Origin of the sequence: Nonomuraea fuscirosea, assembly GCF_003001935.1 — a bacterium.
Taxonomy (GTDB): Bacteria; Actinomycetota; Actinomycetes; order Streptosporangiales; family Streptosporangiaceae; genus Nonomuraea; species Nonomuraea fuscirosea.
In genome coordinates this window covers 419,179-433,780 of the sequence record NZ_PVNG01000003.1, presented here as the reverse complement: position 1 = coordinate 433,780, position 14,602 = coordinate 419,179, and the positions used below count along the sequence as shown (strand labels likewise).

Below are 14,602 nucleotides of genomic sequence, written 5' to 3'. Positions count from 1 at the left end.
CCTACCGGTTTCAGGACCGCCCGAAAAGCGCCCGTTCACGCCCGGAACTCTCCTGCGCCCCTCACCACCAGGACTCCAACTCCGCGAAATCAGCCCCACCGAATAGGGACGAACACGGGCGCCGAATGCGGAAGTTGGTGCGGTCTGTATTCCTGAGCCGGGCCGAAAACTCCTTATAACGATTCTTTCTTCCATCCCTATCGAGCATTCGGAGGTTCCCATGCCCGGCATCGGCGTCACCCCCGCCCCCGAGCCGCCCCACGACGAAGAGCGCAACCGCGCGTTCACCCACGGCGCGCTGGCCCTTTCCACCCACCCCATGGTGTGGGGTCCGCCGGGCGCCCTGCCCGACGAACGCAAGCTGCGCCACCTGGCCCAGGCCCTGGCCGAGGTCCTCACCGGCCGCCGCGCGCCGGAGACCGTCGCCGACCGGCTCACCGACCGCGCGTACCGGGAACTGACCCGAGCGGGCCGGATGCTCAGGGCCGGCCGCCCGCCTTTCGTCGGTGGCGTGCACATGAAGGAGCCCCGCGAGGGCGCCATTGAAATGTGCGCCCTCGTCCACTGCGGTGACCGCAACCACGTACTCGCCGTACGCCTGGAACGAAGAGGACTGCAATGGCTGTGCACCGATTTCGAAACAGCCTGACCTCAGCGGCGAACAAACGCGAAGACCCTCGCTTTCCGCACGGAAAGCGAGGGTCTCCGAAAACCCTAACCTCAGGCCGCGTTCTTCGGGTCGCCGTGGCAGCGCTTGTACTTCTTGCCCGAACCGCACGGGCAGGGCGCGTTGCGCTCCACGTTGCCGTACGCCGCCCGCTCCGCCTGAGTGGTGCGGACCTTGACGTGCTCGACGTCGCCCTGCTCACCGGGCGCCGAGTATTCGAGCTCGGCGGGCCGGTCCGGCCCGCGCAGGCCGCGCGCGATGATCGAGCGGGTCTCCGCCAGCACCGCGTCCTCTTCCTCGACGATCGGGTTCTCCTGCACCTCGACCTCGAGGTTGAACAGGAACCCGACGGAGTCCTCCTTGATGCCCTCGAGCATCGCGGCGAACATCTCGAAGCCCTCGCGGGCGTACTCGATCTTCGGGTCCTTCTGCGCGTAGGCCCGCATGCCGATGCCCTCGCGCAGGTAGTCCATCTCGTAGAGGTGCTCGCGCCACTTGCGGTCGAGCACGGAGAGGATCACCCGGCGCTCCAGGTCGCGCATGGTCTCCGCGCCGAACTCCTCCTCGCGCCGGTCGTAGGCGGCCAGAGCGTCGGCCTTGATCTTCTCGGTCAGCAGCTCGGCGGTGAGCTCCTCGCGGCTGCCTGCCTCCTCGACGACGTCGTCGATCCTGACGGAGACCGGGTAGAGCTCGCCGAACGCCTTCCACAGCTTCTCGAGGTCCCACTCCTCGGCGAAGCCCTCGGCCGTGGCGCCGTCGACGTAGCCCTCGATCACCTCACCGACGAAGCCGCGCACCTGCTCGTGCAGGTCGGCGCCTTCGAGCACGCGGTGGCGCTCGGCGTAGATGACCTTGCGCTGGCGGTCCATGACCTCGTCGTACTTCAGAACGTCCTTGCGGATCTCGAAGTTCTGCTGCTCGACCTGGTGCTGGGCGGAGGCGATGGCCTTGGAGACGATGCCGGACTCGATCGGCTGGTCGTCGGGGATCTGCAGCCTGGTCATGATCATCTCGACCCTGGCCGAGTTGAACAGGCGCATCAGGTCGTCGCCGAGCGAGAGGTAGAAGCGCGACTCGCCGGGGTCGCCCTGACGGCCGGAACGACCGCGCAGCTGGTTGTCGATGCGGCGCGACTCGTGCCGCTCGGTGCCGAGGACGTAGAGGCCGCCGAGCTTGGTGACCTCGTCGTGCTCGGCCTTGACGGCCGCCCTGGCCTTCTCCAGCGCCTCGGGGTAGGCCTTCTCGTACTCCTCCGGCGTCTCGACCGGGTCCAGCCCGCGCTGGCGCAGCTCCAGGTCGGCGCGGAACTCGGAGTTGCCGCCCAGCATGATGTCGGTGCCTCGACCGGCCATGTTGGTGGCCACGGTGACGGCGCCCTTGCGGCCCGCCTCGGCGATGATCGACGCCTCACGCGCGTGGTTCTTCGCGTTGAGCACCTCGTGCTGCACGCCGCGCCGCTTGAGCGCCTTGGACAGCCGCTCGGACTTCGCGACGGAGGTGGTGCCGACGAGCACCGGCTGGCCGGCCTCGTAACGCTCCTTGATGTCCTCGACGACGGCGTTGAACTTGGCGTCCTCGGTCTTGTAGACCACGTCGGCCTGGTCCTTGCGGACCATCGGCCGGTTGGTCGGGATGGGCACCACGCCGAGCTTGTAGGTCTGGTGGAACTCGTTGGCCTCCGTGGCCGCGGTGCCGGTCATGCCGGCCAGCTTGCCGTAGAGGCGGAAGTAGTTCTGCAGGGTGACCGTGGCGAGAGTCTGGTTCTCGTCCTTGATCTTCACGCCCTCTTTGGCCTCGATGGCCTGGTGCATGCCCTCGTTGTAGCGCCGGCCGTGCAGGATGCGGCCGGTGAACTCGTCGACGATCAGGACCTCGCCGTCGGCGACGATGTAGTCCTTGTCCTTCTTGAACAGCTCCTTGGCCTTGAGCGCGTTGTTCAGGAAGCCGACGAGGTGGGTGTGCTCGGGCTTGTAGAGGTTGTCGATGCCGAGCCAGTCCTCGACCTTCTCCACGCCGGACTCGAGGATGCCGACCGTGCGCTTCTTCTCGTCGACGATGTAGTCGCCGGTGCTCTCCTCGCCCGGGTTCTTCGCCTCGACGCCCCTGCGCAGACGGGGGACGATCTTGGCGAACTCGGTGTACCACTTGCCCGACTGCTCGCCGGGGCCGGAGATGATCAGCGGGGTGCGGGCCTCGTCGATCAGGATCGAGTCGACCTCGTCGACGATCGCGTAGTTGTGGCCCCGCTGCACGCACTCGTCGAGCGACCAGGCCATGTTGTCGCGCAGGTAGTCGAAGCCGAACTCGTTGTTGGTGCCGTAGGTGATGTCGGCCTGGTACTGCTTGCGCCGCTCCTCCGGCTGCTGGCCGGAGACGATGCAGCCGACCTCCAGGCCGAGGAAGCGGTGGATGCGGCCCATGGTCTCGGCGTCACGCTTGGCCAGGTAGTCGTTGACCGTGATGACGTGGACGCCCTTGCCGGAGATCGCGTTGAGATAGGACGGGAGCGTACACGTGAGGGTCTTGCCCTCACCCGTCTTCATCTCGGAGATGTTGCCCATGTGCAGGTTGGCGCCACCCATGATCTGCACGTCGTAAGGCCGCTGGCCGAGCACGCGGCGGGCCGCCTCGCGCACGGTCGCGAACGCTTCGGGAAGCAGATCGTCGAGAGATTCGCCGTCAGCATGGCGCTGTTTGAATTCGTCCGTCAGCGCACGCAACTCCGCGTCGGACAGGCTCGTGAAGTCGTCCTCGATGGAGTTGACCTGGTCTGCGATCCGCTTGAGCTTGCGCAGGATCTTGCCTTCGCCGGCACGTAGGATCTTGTCGAGAATGGCTGCCACTTTATGTAAAGCTCCTCGCAGGTCTACCCCGGCGGCGCCGCCAGGAGGAGAGGCCGAGACAAACTTCCCCGCTTGCCATCGTAGGCGGTTCTGCAACCAGACACAGCCACCGTGACGGCGAGGGCGCGGAACGGGTCTGGGAGAATGACTCAAGGCAGAGGGTATGCCGGTTGAGAGCCGGCTCGCACCAATAGCGGGATTACCGGCAAAGGAAGGATTAGTCATGGTTGAGGGGAAGAAGTCGGAGCAGACGGAGAATCTCGGCAGCCACGGCGGGCGGGCCTCTTCGTGGCTCGCGGTGACGGTGATGCTGGTGGGAACCGTCGTCGCCGGCTTCGGGCTGACGGCGGCCAACTGGACACTCGTCTGGATCGGCGCCGGGGTGTTCGTCGTCGGCGGAATCCTCGCCCTGGTCTTCGACATCTTCACCGATGTCGTGATCGACGCGCCCCGGGTGGGCATGCGCGCCGAAGACCACCGCTGACCACCAGGACCCCGCTCCGAACACCCGGTTCCGGCGGGCGCCCCACCACGGGGCCGCCCGCCACCACCCACCCCAGGGCCGATGACGCCCCAGGAGCCCTCACGGTGTGTGGAACCCGCACCGCCCCAACGGCGGCCTGACCCGGCCGATGACGCCCCAGGAGCCCTCACGGTCCAGACACCCCTACGCACGGCACGAACACTCCACACTTCGGGCCCAGCCCCACCCCCAAGGGGATCCGCCCGCGCATGGGGATCATGCCGTTCCGGGCGTTGTTTGCGCTCGTCTTCCCATGGTTTCTCTTCTCAGCGCACCCTCCGGCCCCGGCCGACCACGAAACCGCCGTAGCAGCCTGACCGCCACGACGATGGTGTCCGTCAAAGCGGAGCAGCTCAGTCAGCGATCCACACATGGGGATCAGCTCCGCACATCGGGTCAGCCTCCCCGCGCTGGGACGCCGCACATCGGGCCGACTTCGCATGAGGCGCATTTCCGGCACATCTGGCCACCCCCGCACACATCAGGCCCTCGGTGCACATCGGGCCAGCCCCACGCACAGAACCGCCAGCGTGTCGCCTCCGCGCCCGTCTCCACGCATTGGACGAGCCCCGCACACCGTGCCAGCCCCCGGCATGCAGCGAGCCCTCGCACACACCGGCCCCTGAACACGGGACAAGGCCCCGCACGTCAGGCCATCTCCGCGCCCTGAGCGAGCCCTTGACCATCGGGTTGGCCTCGCGCACTGAACGATCAACGAGCCCGTGCGTGCTGGACCAACGACCTGGTCGCACATCGCCAACCTCCTCGCGAGTCACGAGCCCCGTCACAGATCACGGGCCCCGTCACAGATCAAGGGCCCCGTCACACATCGCGAGCCTGGGCGAACCGAGCCGAGCGGGCAGAGCAACCGCACCACTCTGCACTCTGCGGCCCCCGGCCACACCCACCCGGTCCGATTCTGTCGGTTCCCACCGCTAGATTTCACACATGCACTTCCGTACGGACGGCCAGCCATGAGCGATGTGACCGGCGTGACCCGCGTGACCAACGCAACTGGCGAGACCAGCTCGATCGGCGAGACCGGCCTGACCACCGCGAGCGGGCTCACGGATCTGACCGCCGACGAGGCGCGCCGGATCATCCTCCGGTCGCAGGGCTTCATCGGCGCCGACGCCCGCAAGGGCGGGGTGCACGGCATGCTGCGCAGGCTGGGCGCCGTGCAGCTCGACACGATCTCGGTCCTGGCCCGTTCGCACGAGCTGGTCGCCTATGCCCGGCTGGGCGCGGTCGGCCGTCCCAAGATCGAGCGCGCCTACTGGCACGATCCGGCCCAGAGCTTCGAGTACTGGTGCCACGCCGCCTGCATCCTGCCCATCGAGCACTGGCCGCTCTACGCGTTCCGCCGCCGGGCGTTCCGCGACAAGCGCCAGCGCTGGCACCAGGTCCCCGAGGGCGTCGAGAAGCTGCTCGACCAGGTGCGCGAGTCGGGCCCGCTGACGACCTCCGACGTGGGCGGCGCGAAGAACGGCGGCCCGTGGTGGGACTGGTCCGACTCGAAGATCGGCCTGGAGTGGCTGCTCGACATCGGCGAGCTGGTCTGCACCCGCCGCGTCGGCTGGCGCCGCGTCTACGACCTGGCCGAGCGCGTCGTTCCGGCGGAGCTGCTGGCTGAAGACCTGTCCGACGAGGAGTGCGTCGTCCGCCTGGCCGCGATCGCGGGCCGTTCGCTGGGCGTGGCCAACCGCACCGACCTCATCGACTTCCTGCGCCTCAAGGGCCGCTACGCCGCGATCCTCGACGAGGTCCTGCTCAGCGGCGCGGCCGGCCTGGTGCCGGTGACCGTGACCGGCTGGCCGGGCAAGAAGGGCCAGGGCAACGCGTGGGCCGACCCGGCCGCCCTGGAGTCGGAGCCGCGCGGGCGCCACCGTACGACGCTCGTGTCGCCTTTCGACTCGCTCATCTGGCACCGGGGCCGCACGGAGCGGGTGTTCGGCTTCAACTACACGCTGGAGCTCTACGTCCCGAAGCACAAGCGCGTCCACGGCTACTTCACGATGCCGGTGCTGGCCGGCGGCCGCCTGATCGGCCGCGTCGACCCGGCCCGCGAAGGCTCAACCCTGGTGGCCAGACAGCTCAGCCTCGAACCCGGCCTCTCCCCCGCCAAGTGGACCGACGCCTTACGAGAAGCGTTGTGGTCGGCCGCCGACTGGGTGGGCTGCGACGCCGTCCGCGTCGAACGCACCGACCCCCCACAACTCCTGCCCGCCCTCAACTCACCCGCCACCCTCTGACCCCAGCCTCGCCTTCCCCCTGCACGCTCCGGGTTCGCGGACGTCCGAGAGCGAGAGCGGGGGCAGCCGTTCAATGGCGACCTGAGACGCGAACGCCGAACGCACTGGGGCGCACTTCCGCACTCGGACGCGGACGGGGCAAGACGGCGCAGGGGGCGAAGGCCGGGGTTCAAAACCACGATGCAGGCTGGGACACATGCATCCGCGAGCAGAGTGGGGCGCGGTTCGGCACTCCAACACAGCGCTGAACGAGCACGCAAACGATCGGCACAGGACGGTGCCCGTCCGCCTCGGCTGCGCCCGTCCTGTTCGGTCCGCCTCGGCTGACCGGGGACTGACCGCCGTCTCGGACAGCAGCATCTAATTCAGGGCTGGACGACACGTGGCAGGATCGCTGATCCACCACTCGGCGAGACACCAACCCACCGCATTCCTCAATTACGCCTGCAACACGGGGAGCGAGGCGGGCGCCGTCTCTGGCTGACGCGGGATGGGGGCACCACAGCGTAAGGCGAGCGGCATGAGGGCGGGGGCTGTTCGAGTCGTTCCGGCCGGCGACGGAGCCCCTTGGCCGAGCCCTTCCGGCCGGCGACGGAGCCCCTTGGCTTCGTCTCGGGGGGTGTCGGGGCCGGGTCACGTCTCGGCTCGCCGACGTCGGAGCCTGAATACGTCCGCTTCGGCCAGCGTCGAAGCCCGCTCGTGTCCGCTGAAACCGACGTCGAAGCCCGTTCGTGTCCGCTTTCAGGCGGCGTCGGAGGCTGTGGGGGTTCGCGCCTGCCTGGAGTGGGACGTGTTCGGGTTCGCATCGGGGGCTGGGGGTGGGTTCGGCTGTGGGGCGCTTTTGCAGTGCGGCTGGGTCAGGTGATTTCGAGCATGCGTTCTCGGACCGCGTACACCACGGCCTCCATCCTCGAATGCAGTTGCAGTTTGTCGAGGATGTTGCGGACGTGGTTCTTCACCGTGTTCTCCGAGATGAACAGCTGCTTGGCGATCTCGCGGTTGTTCATGCCCTTGGCCACCAGTCGCAGCACCTCCATCTCCCGGTCGGTCAGGCGGGGGACGGGGAGCTGGGGTGGGCGCTCGGCTTCCTTGCGGCTCATGTTGGCGAACTCGCTGATGAGCTTGGCCGCCATCGCCGGGTTGATTAACGACTGTCCTTCGTGCACGCCCCGCACCGCGGCCGGTACGTCGTTGATCTGGACGTCCTTGAGCAGGTAGCCGGTGGCGCCCGCCTTGATGGCCTCGAAGAGGTCTTCTTCCTCGTCGCTGACCGTCAGCATGATGATGCGGGTGCTGGGGACCGAGGCCTTGATGCCCTTCGTCGCCTCGATCCCGTCCTGCCGGGGCATGCGGACGTCCATGAGGGCGACGTCAGGCATGAGGCGATCGGCCAGTTCGACCGCCTCCTGCCCGTCGCTCGCCTCACCGACCACCTCGATGTCTGGCTCCGCGGCCAGCGCCAGCGCCAGGCTGCGCCTGATCAGCTCGTGATCGTCGACGATCAGCACGCGGATCGGCTCGCTCGCCGGCGTACGGACCTCGCCGGACTCGGTCACAAGGCCTCCCTGCTCCGCCTCGCGACCTCGGTCCGCCTGGCGACGATCCGCCTCGCGCCTGCCTTTCCCTCGCTTCGCTCGCTCATCTGCGCCTGACTGAGCTCGCTCACGTCTCCTCCTCGTCGGGGGGCCAGAGCCGTTGAACCGCCATGATGGCACGTACCCGCGGTTCTCGGGTGGTCGAGAAGATCTTTTAGCGCGCGATCAGGGCTCTATGAGCCGCAACACGCCGTAGTTGTACCCGCGTCTGTTGTAGACGACGCACGGCTGGCCGCTCTCCTTGTCACGGAACAGATAGAAGTCGTGTCCGACCAGTTCCATCTCGAGGAGGGCCTGGTCGATGGTCATGGGCTCGGCCCGGTGGTACTTCTCCCGTACGATGAGCGGCCCGTCGCCGTCCATCTCGATGGGGACGATGTCGTCGTAGAGCTTGTCGCGCTTCTCCCGCAGCTCGTCGTCCTCGGCGTCGGCCTGCTCGGGGACGGCCGTCCGCTTGGCCTGGGCCAGGTCGCCGGTGTCGGGGATGGTCGCGGTGATCTCCGCCACCGAGGGCGGGCAGTGGTTGCCGTGGTGAACCTTGCGCCGGTCGGCCAGTCGCCTGAGGCGGCCTTCCAGCTTGTCGAGTGCCAGGTCGAGGGCTGCGAACCGGTCGTCGGCCGAGGCTTCGGCGCGGATGGCCGGTCCTTTCGAGTGAATGGTGAGCTCGACGCGCTCTCGCTGTCCGGCGAGGCGCGGGTTGCGTTCCTTCGACACCTCCACATCGACTCGGATGAGTTTGTTGTCCAGACGTTCGATCCTGGCCAGCTTGGTCGTCACGTGGTCTCGGAACCGGTCACTCACTCCTGTGTGCCGGCCCTTGACGATGATGTCCATGCAACAGCCCCCCTTCGGTCTAACGACTGAGCGAGAGCGCCCGACGACGTGCGTGCCGGACGAGGTCTTCTGTCTGCCTTCCTGTCACCGTTACCCTCTTCCGACTAGGCTTCACCGGGAACTCGGAGGGCACCCGTCCGGCCGACCTGGTCTTCGACCCCACATTCGCCTGCTGAGGGTCTCGCAGCTCTGTTGCCACTACTGCCCTTCTCTTCTGGCGGGGGACATCTGGACCCCCGGGAAGGCAGGACTTACCCCTAAGCCGCACCGTGATCGGTCGACAAAGAGTCGCCTTACGTGGACCGTTTTGCCTGCGGCTGGCATCGGCTAGCAGAGCCGGGAACCCCGACCCTGCGCAACCACGGACCCGAACGGGTGCCATGTCAGAACGCTATCCGTATCCAGCACGAATGTCAGCCGGGGGGATCGGAGGATAGATCACGCTGGGTGAGATCCGGCGGGCCGGAGAGCGCCTTCCGGCGCCCTGTTTAACCGATCGGCACCCCTTATCGGCACGGGCCTCCCATCCGCTGAGCTGCTATACCACGGCACGTGGGGTAGCGACATGTCACCCTCCGGCTAGAGACATGAATTGGATCTTTCTTTACCGACCGTCACCGTAACTCTTTTGAGATCTTCGGCGTGTCGCGCCGACGGTCACCGCCAGCGGCACCCGCAGGCCGGACGACCGCAGCGTCCGCGCCGCCTCGGCCAGGGTGGCGCCGGTCGTGACGATGTCGTCCACGAGCAGCGCAAAGGCTCCTGGAGGGCCGTTCGCGGCCGGAGCGACCTGGAGGGACCCGGCGAGGTTGGCGACCCTCTCAGGGCCGCTCAGGCCCGCCTGGTCGGCCACCCGCCCGGTGTGCCGCAGCCCCCGCCACACCTCGGCCGCCAGCCCGGCCTGCCGAAGCCGCCCGGCGACGAGCCCGGCCAGCCGGCCCACGTGGTCGTGCCCCCTGCCCCTGCGGCTCCGCCACGCGCTGGGCACCGGCACCACGACGAGCCCGCGGTCCGGCAGCCGATGCCCGCCCTCGCGCACGGCCGCCACGACCGTGTGGGTCAGCGCCTCCGCGAGAACGCCCGCCAGCACCACGAGCCCCCGCTCCTTGTACGCCACGACCAGCCGGCGCACCGCCCCCTCATAGCGGGCCGCCGACCAGCAGTCGGGCAGGCCGCGCGGAACCGGGTCGGGCAGGCGTGCGGCGGGCGCGGCGGTCAGTGCGCCGAAGCAGCGCGGGCAGCACGACGCCCCTTGGCCGCCGCAGCCGGCGCAGGAGGAGGGCAGGACCAGGTCCAGTACGGCGCTGAGCACGCGGCCCAGCATGCCCGCCGCCACCGACAGTTCCGGCCCCATGCGTCTCGTCCAGCGCGGTTGTCCCGCGGCCACCCGGTTCCGGCCCCATGAGCTTGCTCCGCGGCCATCGCGGAAACGGGGCAGGGCGACGCAGGGCCACCACAGAGACGCGGGCAGGGCCGACGCAGGACCACCGCGGAGACGGGGACAGGGCCGACGCAGGACCACCGCAGGGCCCAGGGCCGACGGAGGAGCGGGGATCAGCCGAGAGGGAACAGGGGAGCGCCCCCGTCTGAGTCGATCTTGGGGGTCCAGGTCTGCCGGTCCTGGTTGAGTTCGAGCAGCTTGGCCCCCTTGTCGGTCTCCGCCAGCACCCGGTCCCCCAGCGCCGCCACCGACTGCAGCCGCTCGGTCAGCGGCACCCCGGTGCTCTCCCCGTCCCCCACGTTGATCTCGGTGAGGATGTGCCCGGCCTGGCTCTGCACGAGCACGAGCAGGTGCTCCTCGTCCCCCCACTTCACGTCGATGATCTTGTCGGCCTCGTTCGTCGTGGTCAGCGCCCGCAGGTTGCCCAGCTTCATCTGCGGCCCCTCCCCGGTCAGCGCGCTGATCTGGACGGTGTTGCGCCCGGTCATCACCATGACCCGGACGCCGTCCCTGGCGATCCGCAGCCGGGTGACGTCGAGCCCGGCCAGGTTGGGCGCCTCGACCGGCTCGGCCCCGCGCCCGCTGGAGGGGTCGTAGCGCAGCAGCACGGAGTTCTTGCGGTCGTAGGTCCACAGGGAGCCGTCGCGGTGCCAGGTGGGCGCGGTGAAGTCGGCGCCCTTGCCGTGGATGACCTCCTGCCAGCGCCCCTGCGGCACCATGGCGGCCACCGAGATGCCGGTGGAGGTCTTGGCGGCGACCAGGGAGTTGCCGTTCTCCTCCTTGGAGACGGCGAAGTCGCTGTAGCCGTCGCGCTGCTCCCCCGCCGCGCCGGCCACGACGCCGCCCGGGCCGTCCTTGCTGAGGTAGTGGATCGCGCCCTTGGTGACGTAGTAGGCCGTCTTGCCGCTGTCGTCCAGCCAGGTCTCGTCGGTGTTGGCCAGGGCGGTGGTGTACGGCTCGCCGTTCGCCTGGATCTCGATCGTGCGGCCCTTGGCGACGTCGTTCATGTTCAGGCTGTACTTGATCTGGGCCCTGAGCGCGTCTCTGGAGCTGAGGTCGAGCGGACCCGACAGGTTGACCACGACGCGCTCGCCGCCCTCGCCCGACCTGATCGACTCGATCGTGGTGCCTTCGGGCAGGCTGGAGGTCACCGCGTCCTTCAGGGTCGCGGTCGGCGGCTTGAGCAGCCGTTCGAGCACCGTCTGCGCGAAGCTCTCCGTCGTCTTCAGCCGCAGCCGGACCCGGTCGACCACCAGCCGGTCCTGGAGGCTGCGGTTGAGGTAGTAGAGGTTGGTCGGCCGGTACGCGCGCCGCACGTCGGCCCTGGTGAGCACCAGCCCCGGGGGCAGGCTCTTGACCAGGAAACCGCCCTGGGGCGCCTTGACCAGGTCGAACGGCTGCCCCCACGACCCGCCGGTGGGCGTGTAGGTGTCGTCCTCGTCGATGCGGGCGACGTACTTGCCCTTGAGCCAGACCTTGAGCACCGGGTCCGTGGCCTCGCGCGGCGGCGGCGGGACGACGTCGATCGCGTCCTCGACCACCGTCACGGGCCCGGCGGCGCTCCACTTGGCGCGCGCCTCGGGGGTGAGGTAGCTGAGCAGGATGGACGGGTCGTCCGCGTAGGCGGCCATGGCGGCCTGGAGGCCCCTCATGGTCTCGTCGACGCCCCAGTTGGGCTGCGGCTTGATGGCGATCATGCGGTGGAACGGCTTGCTGAGCGGATCGCCCGCGCCCTGGTCGTTCACGGTGTACGGGCCGCTCACGGGGATCACGGTGCAGCCGGAGCCCGCCCAGACCACCGTGACCGCGAGCGCGACCGCCGCGCCGAGCCGCCTAATCCTCGTCATATCCGGCCCTGTCGTACGCGGTGCCGTCGAAGCCGGCACCGTCTCCTGACGCGGGCAGCAGCACGGGCGTCATGGCGGTGCGCCAGGTGCGGCGCATCTCGATCTCGGGCGGCACCAGCGACAGCGGCGAGCCCTTCAGGTCGGACCCGGCGACCCTGGGCAGGGTCAGCCGGAACTGGGAGCCCTCGCCGGGCTGCCCCCACGCCTGCAGCCAGCCGCCGTGCAGGGTGGCGTCCTCGCGGGAGATCGCCAGCCCGAGCCCGGTGCCGCCGATGGTCCTGGCCCGCGACGGATCGGCCCGCCAGAACCGGTCGAACACCATCGTGTCCTCGCCGGCCTTGAGCCCGATCCCGTGGTCGCGTACGGCGACGGCCACCGCGTCCCTGTCGGCCCCCACGGTGACCACGACGTCCCTGCCCTCGCCGTGCTCGATGGCGTTGAACAGCAGGTTGCGCAGGATCCGCTCGACCCGCCGGTTGTCGATCTCGGCCATGCACGGCTCGTTGGGCAGCCGCAGCTCGAAGCGGGTGGTGTGGCGTTCGGCCAGCGCCTCGGAGTCGCCGATCGCCCGCAGCACCACGTCGCGGACGTCCACGGAGTCGAGGTCGAGCGTGGCCGCGCCCGCGTCGTAGCGGCTGATCTCCAGCAGGTCGGTCAGCATGGACTCGAACCGCTCCAGCTGCGCCTGCATGAGCTCGGCCGAGCGGGCGGCCATGGGGTCGAAGTCCTCGCGGGCGTCGTACAGCAGGTCGGCGGCCATCCGCACGGTCGTGAGCGGCGTGCGCAGCTCATGGGAGACGTCGGAGACGAACTGCCGCTGGACCTGCGAGAGCTCCTCGAGCTGGTGGATCTTGAGCGCCAGGTTGGCGGCCATCTCGTTGAACGAGTTCGCCAGCCGGGCCAGGTCGTCCTCACCACGCACTTTGAGGCGTTCGTCCAGCTTGCCGGCGGCCAGCCGCTCGGCGGCCTCGCGCGCCAGGCGCACGGGGCTGACGACCTGGCGGGCGACGAGGTAGGCGATGGCGGCCAGCAGCAGCACGAGCCCCAGGCCGACCACGACGATGGCGAGCCTGACGTTGGTCAGCAGCTCCTCTTCCTCGTTGAACGGGAAGAAGTGGTAGACCTCGTAGTTCTCGCCGGTCGGCAGCACGTGGACGATGCCGCCGACGACGAAGCGCAGCTGCGGCTGGCTCTCGCCGGCGAGCCTGATCGACTGGATGAAGCCGACGGTCTTGTCGTACTTGTACTCGCGGATGTTGCGCTGCAGGCTCAGCCGGAGCCCCACCGGCACGTTGGCGGGCTCGACGCTGTTGGACGCGCGCGACTTGCCGGGATTGGTCAGATTGAGGACCAGCACCTCGTAGCGCTTCTCCGAGGCGTCGTCGCGGGAGCCGGTGATGGTGTCCATGACGTCGTCGAGCGGGTCTGCCGCCCCCTTGTCGCCGCCGTCGGCGGCCTTGGCCGGATCGTCGGTCTCGGGAGCGAGCGCGTCGGCGATCCGCAGCCGGTCGGCGGTCGCCTCGCCGGAGGAGGACTGCTGGCTGCTCTGCACGACCGAGTTGTTGATCTGCTGGAACAGGAACGTCCCGAGCACCACGACCACGATCACCGAGATCACCAGCGTGCTGGTGACCACCTGGAGGTGCAGCGAGCGCCGCCAGATGCTGCGCGTCCTGCCCGCCGCACGGCGGATCCGCCGGCGAACGCCTCCGAGAATCTGGCGGAGCGTCCGTCGGCGGGATCTCTTCTTCCTGGTCGGGGGCATGGCAGGGCGCTGCGAGGGTTAGGCGGGGCCGGCTTTGTAGCCGACGCCGCGTACCGTCACCACGATCTCGGGGTGCTCGGGGTCCTTCTCGATCTTGGCCCTGAGCCGCTGCACGTGCACGTTGACCAGCCGCGTGTCGGCCGCGTGCCGGTAGCCCCACACCTGTTCGAGCAGGACCTCGCGGGTGAACACCTGGCGCGGCTTGCGGGCCAGCGCCACCAGCAGGTCGAACTCCAGGGGCGTGAGGTTGATGGTCTCCTCGCCGCGCTTGACCGAGTGACCGGCCACGTCGATGGTGATGTCGCCGATCTGCAGGATCTCCGGGGTCGGCTCGTCGGTACGGCGCAGCCGCGCCCGCACCCTGGCCACCAGTTCCTTCGGCTTGAACGGCTTGACGATGTAGTCGTCGGCACCCGATTCAAGACCGAGCACGATGTCGATCGTGTCGCTCTTGGCCGTGAGCATGACGATCGGAACCCCCGACTCCGCCCTGATCCTGCGCGCGACGTCGATGCCGTCGGCCCCCGGCAGCATCAAATCGAGCAGCACCAGGTCCGGGCGTGTATCCCGGAACGCGTCGAGGGCCTTGTCGCCGTCGGACACAAATGACGGCTCGAAGCCTTCCCCTCGCAGCACGATCCCCAGCATCTCGGCGAGAGCGGCGTCGTCGTCGACGACCAGCACGCGACCTTTCATGGCCCCTCATTCGTTCTACGCATTGTGGGACATACCCGCACGATCGCTGAAGGTTACCCTTGGTCGGCCCATGAGTGTGACCTGAGCCCTGCAAAAGGCGAATTTTAGGTCCGCCCCCGCGACCGCAATCTCAGTCTGC

10 protein-coding genes are annotated in these 14,602 nt (G+C 68.7%); 3 read left to right on the top strand and 7 right to left on the bottom strand.

Features of this window, described 5'->3' with window-relative positions:
• Positions 1–220 precede the first annotated feature (220 nt).
• Positions 221–649, top strand: a complete 429-nt coding sequence (locus B0I32_RS09015) for an Rv3235 family protein (RefSeq protein ID WP_181307178.1) — start codon at positions 221–223, stop codon at positions 647–649.
• 71 nt (positions 650–720) lie between these two features.
• On the opposite strand, the gene secA is transcribed toward B0I32_RS09015, so the two are convergent.
• Positions 721–3,510: a preprotein translocase subunit SecA gene (gene secA, locus B0I32_RS09010; protein WP_106236684.1), complete on the bottom strand. Its 2,790-nt coding sequence runs from the start codon at positions 3,508–3,510 to the stop codon at positions 721–723.
• Positions 3,511–3,733: 223 nt separating this feature from the next.
• On the opposite strand from secA, the gene B0I32_RS09005 reads away from it, so the two are divergent.
• Both B0I32_RS09005 and B0I32_RS09000 read left to right on the top strand, forming a co-directional pair.
• Positions 3,734–3,994: an HGxxPAAW family protein gene (locus tag B0I32_RS09005; protein ID WP_106236683.1), complete on the top strand. Its 261-nt coding sequence runs from the start codon at positions 3,734–3,736 to the stop codon at positions 3,992–3,994.
• 1,013 nt (positions 3,995–5,007) lie between these two features.
• Positions 5,008–6,285 carry a winged helix-turn-helix domain-containing protein gene (locus B0I32_RS09000; RefSeq protein WP_106236681.1) on the top strand — a complete coding sequence of 426 codons (1,278 nt, stop codon included), beginning with the start codon at positions 5,008–5,010 and terminating at the stop codon, positions 6,283–6,285.
• Positions 6,286–7,142: 857 nt separating this feature from the next.
• Here the strand turns inward: B0I32_RS09000 and B0I32_RS08995 are convergent.
• From B0I32_RS08995 to mtrA, 6 genes are all read right to left on the bottom strand, one after another.
• The gene (locus B0I32_RS08995; protein WP_106236680.1) at positions 7,143–7,841 is read right to left on the bottom strand and encodes a response regulator; all 699 of its coding nucleotides are present in this window, start codon (positions 7,839–7,841) and stop codon (positions 7,143–7,145) included.
• A gap of 204 nt (positions 7,842–8,045) precedes the next feature.
• Positions 8,046–8,714, bottom strand: coding sequence for a ribosome hibernation-promoting factor, HPF/YfiA family (gene hpf, locus B0I32_RS08990; RefSeq protein ID WP_106236678.1), 669 nt, complete (start codon positions 8,712–8,714; stop codon positions 8,046–8,048).
• A 604-nt stretch (positions 8,715–9,318) separates the two neighbouring features.
• Positions 9,319–10,068 carry a ComF family protein gene (locus B0I32_RS08985; RefSeq protein ID WP_245955693.1) on the bottom strand — a complete coding sequence of 250 codons (750 nt, stop codon included), beginning with the start codon at positions 10,066–10,068 and terminating at the stop codon, positions 9,319–9,321.
• Between the two features lie 200 nt (positions 10,069–10,268).
• Positions 10,269–12,002, bottom strand: coding sequence for an LpqB family beta-propeller domain-containing protein (locus B0I32_RS08980; RefSeq protein WP_106236676.1), 1,734 nt, complete (start codon positions 12,000–12,002; stop codon positions 10,269–10,271).
• A complete protein-coding gene (mtrB, locus tag B0I32_RS08975; protein ID WP_106236675.1) occupies positions 11,989–13,767 on the bottom strand; it encodes an MtrAB system histidine kinase MtrB in 1,779 nt (592 codons plus the stop codon). The genes B0I32_RS08980 and mtrB overlap by 14 nt, the downstream gene beginning before the upstream one ends.
• Before the next feature lie 18 nt (positions 13,768–13,785).
• Positions 13,786–14,463, bottom strand: a complete 678-nt coding sequence (mtrA, locus tag B0I32_RS08970; protein WP_106236674.1) for an MtrAB system response regulator MtrA — start codon at positions 14,461–14,463, stop codon at positions 13,786–13,788.
• Positions 14,464–14,602 lie beyond the last annotated feature (139 nt).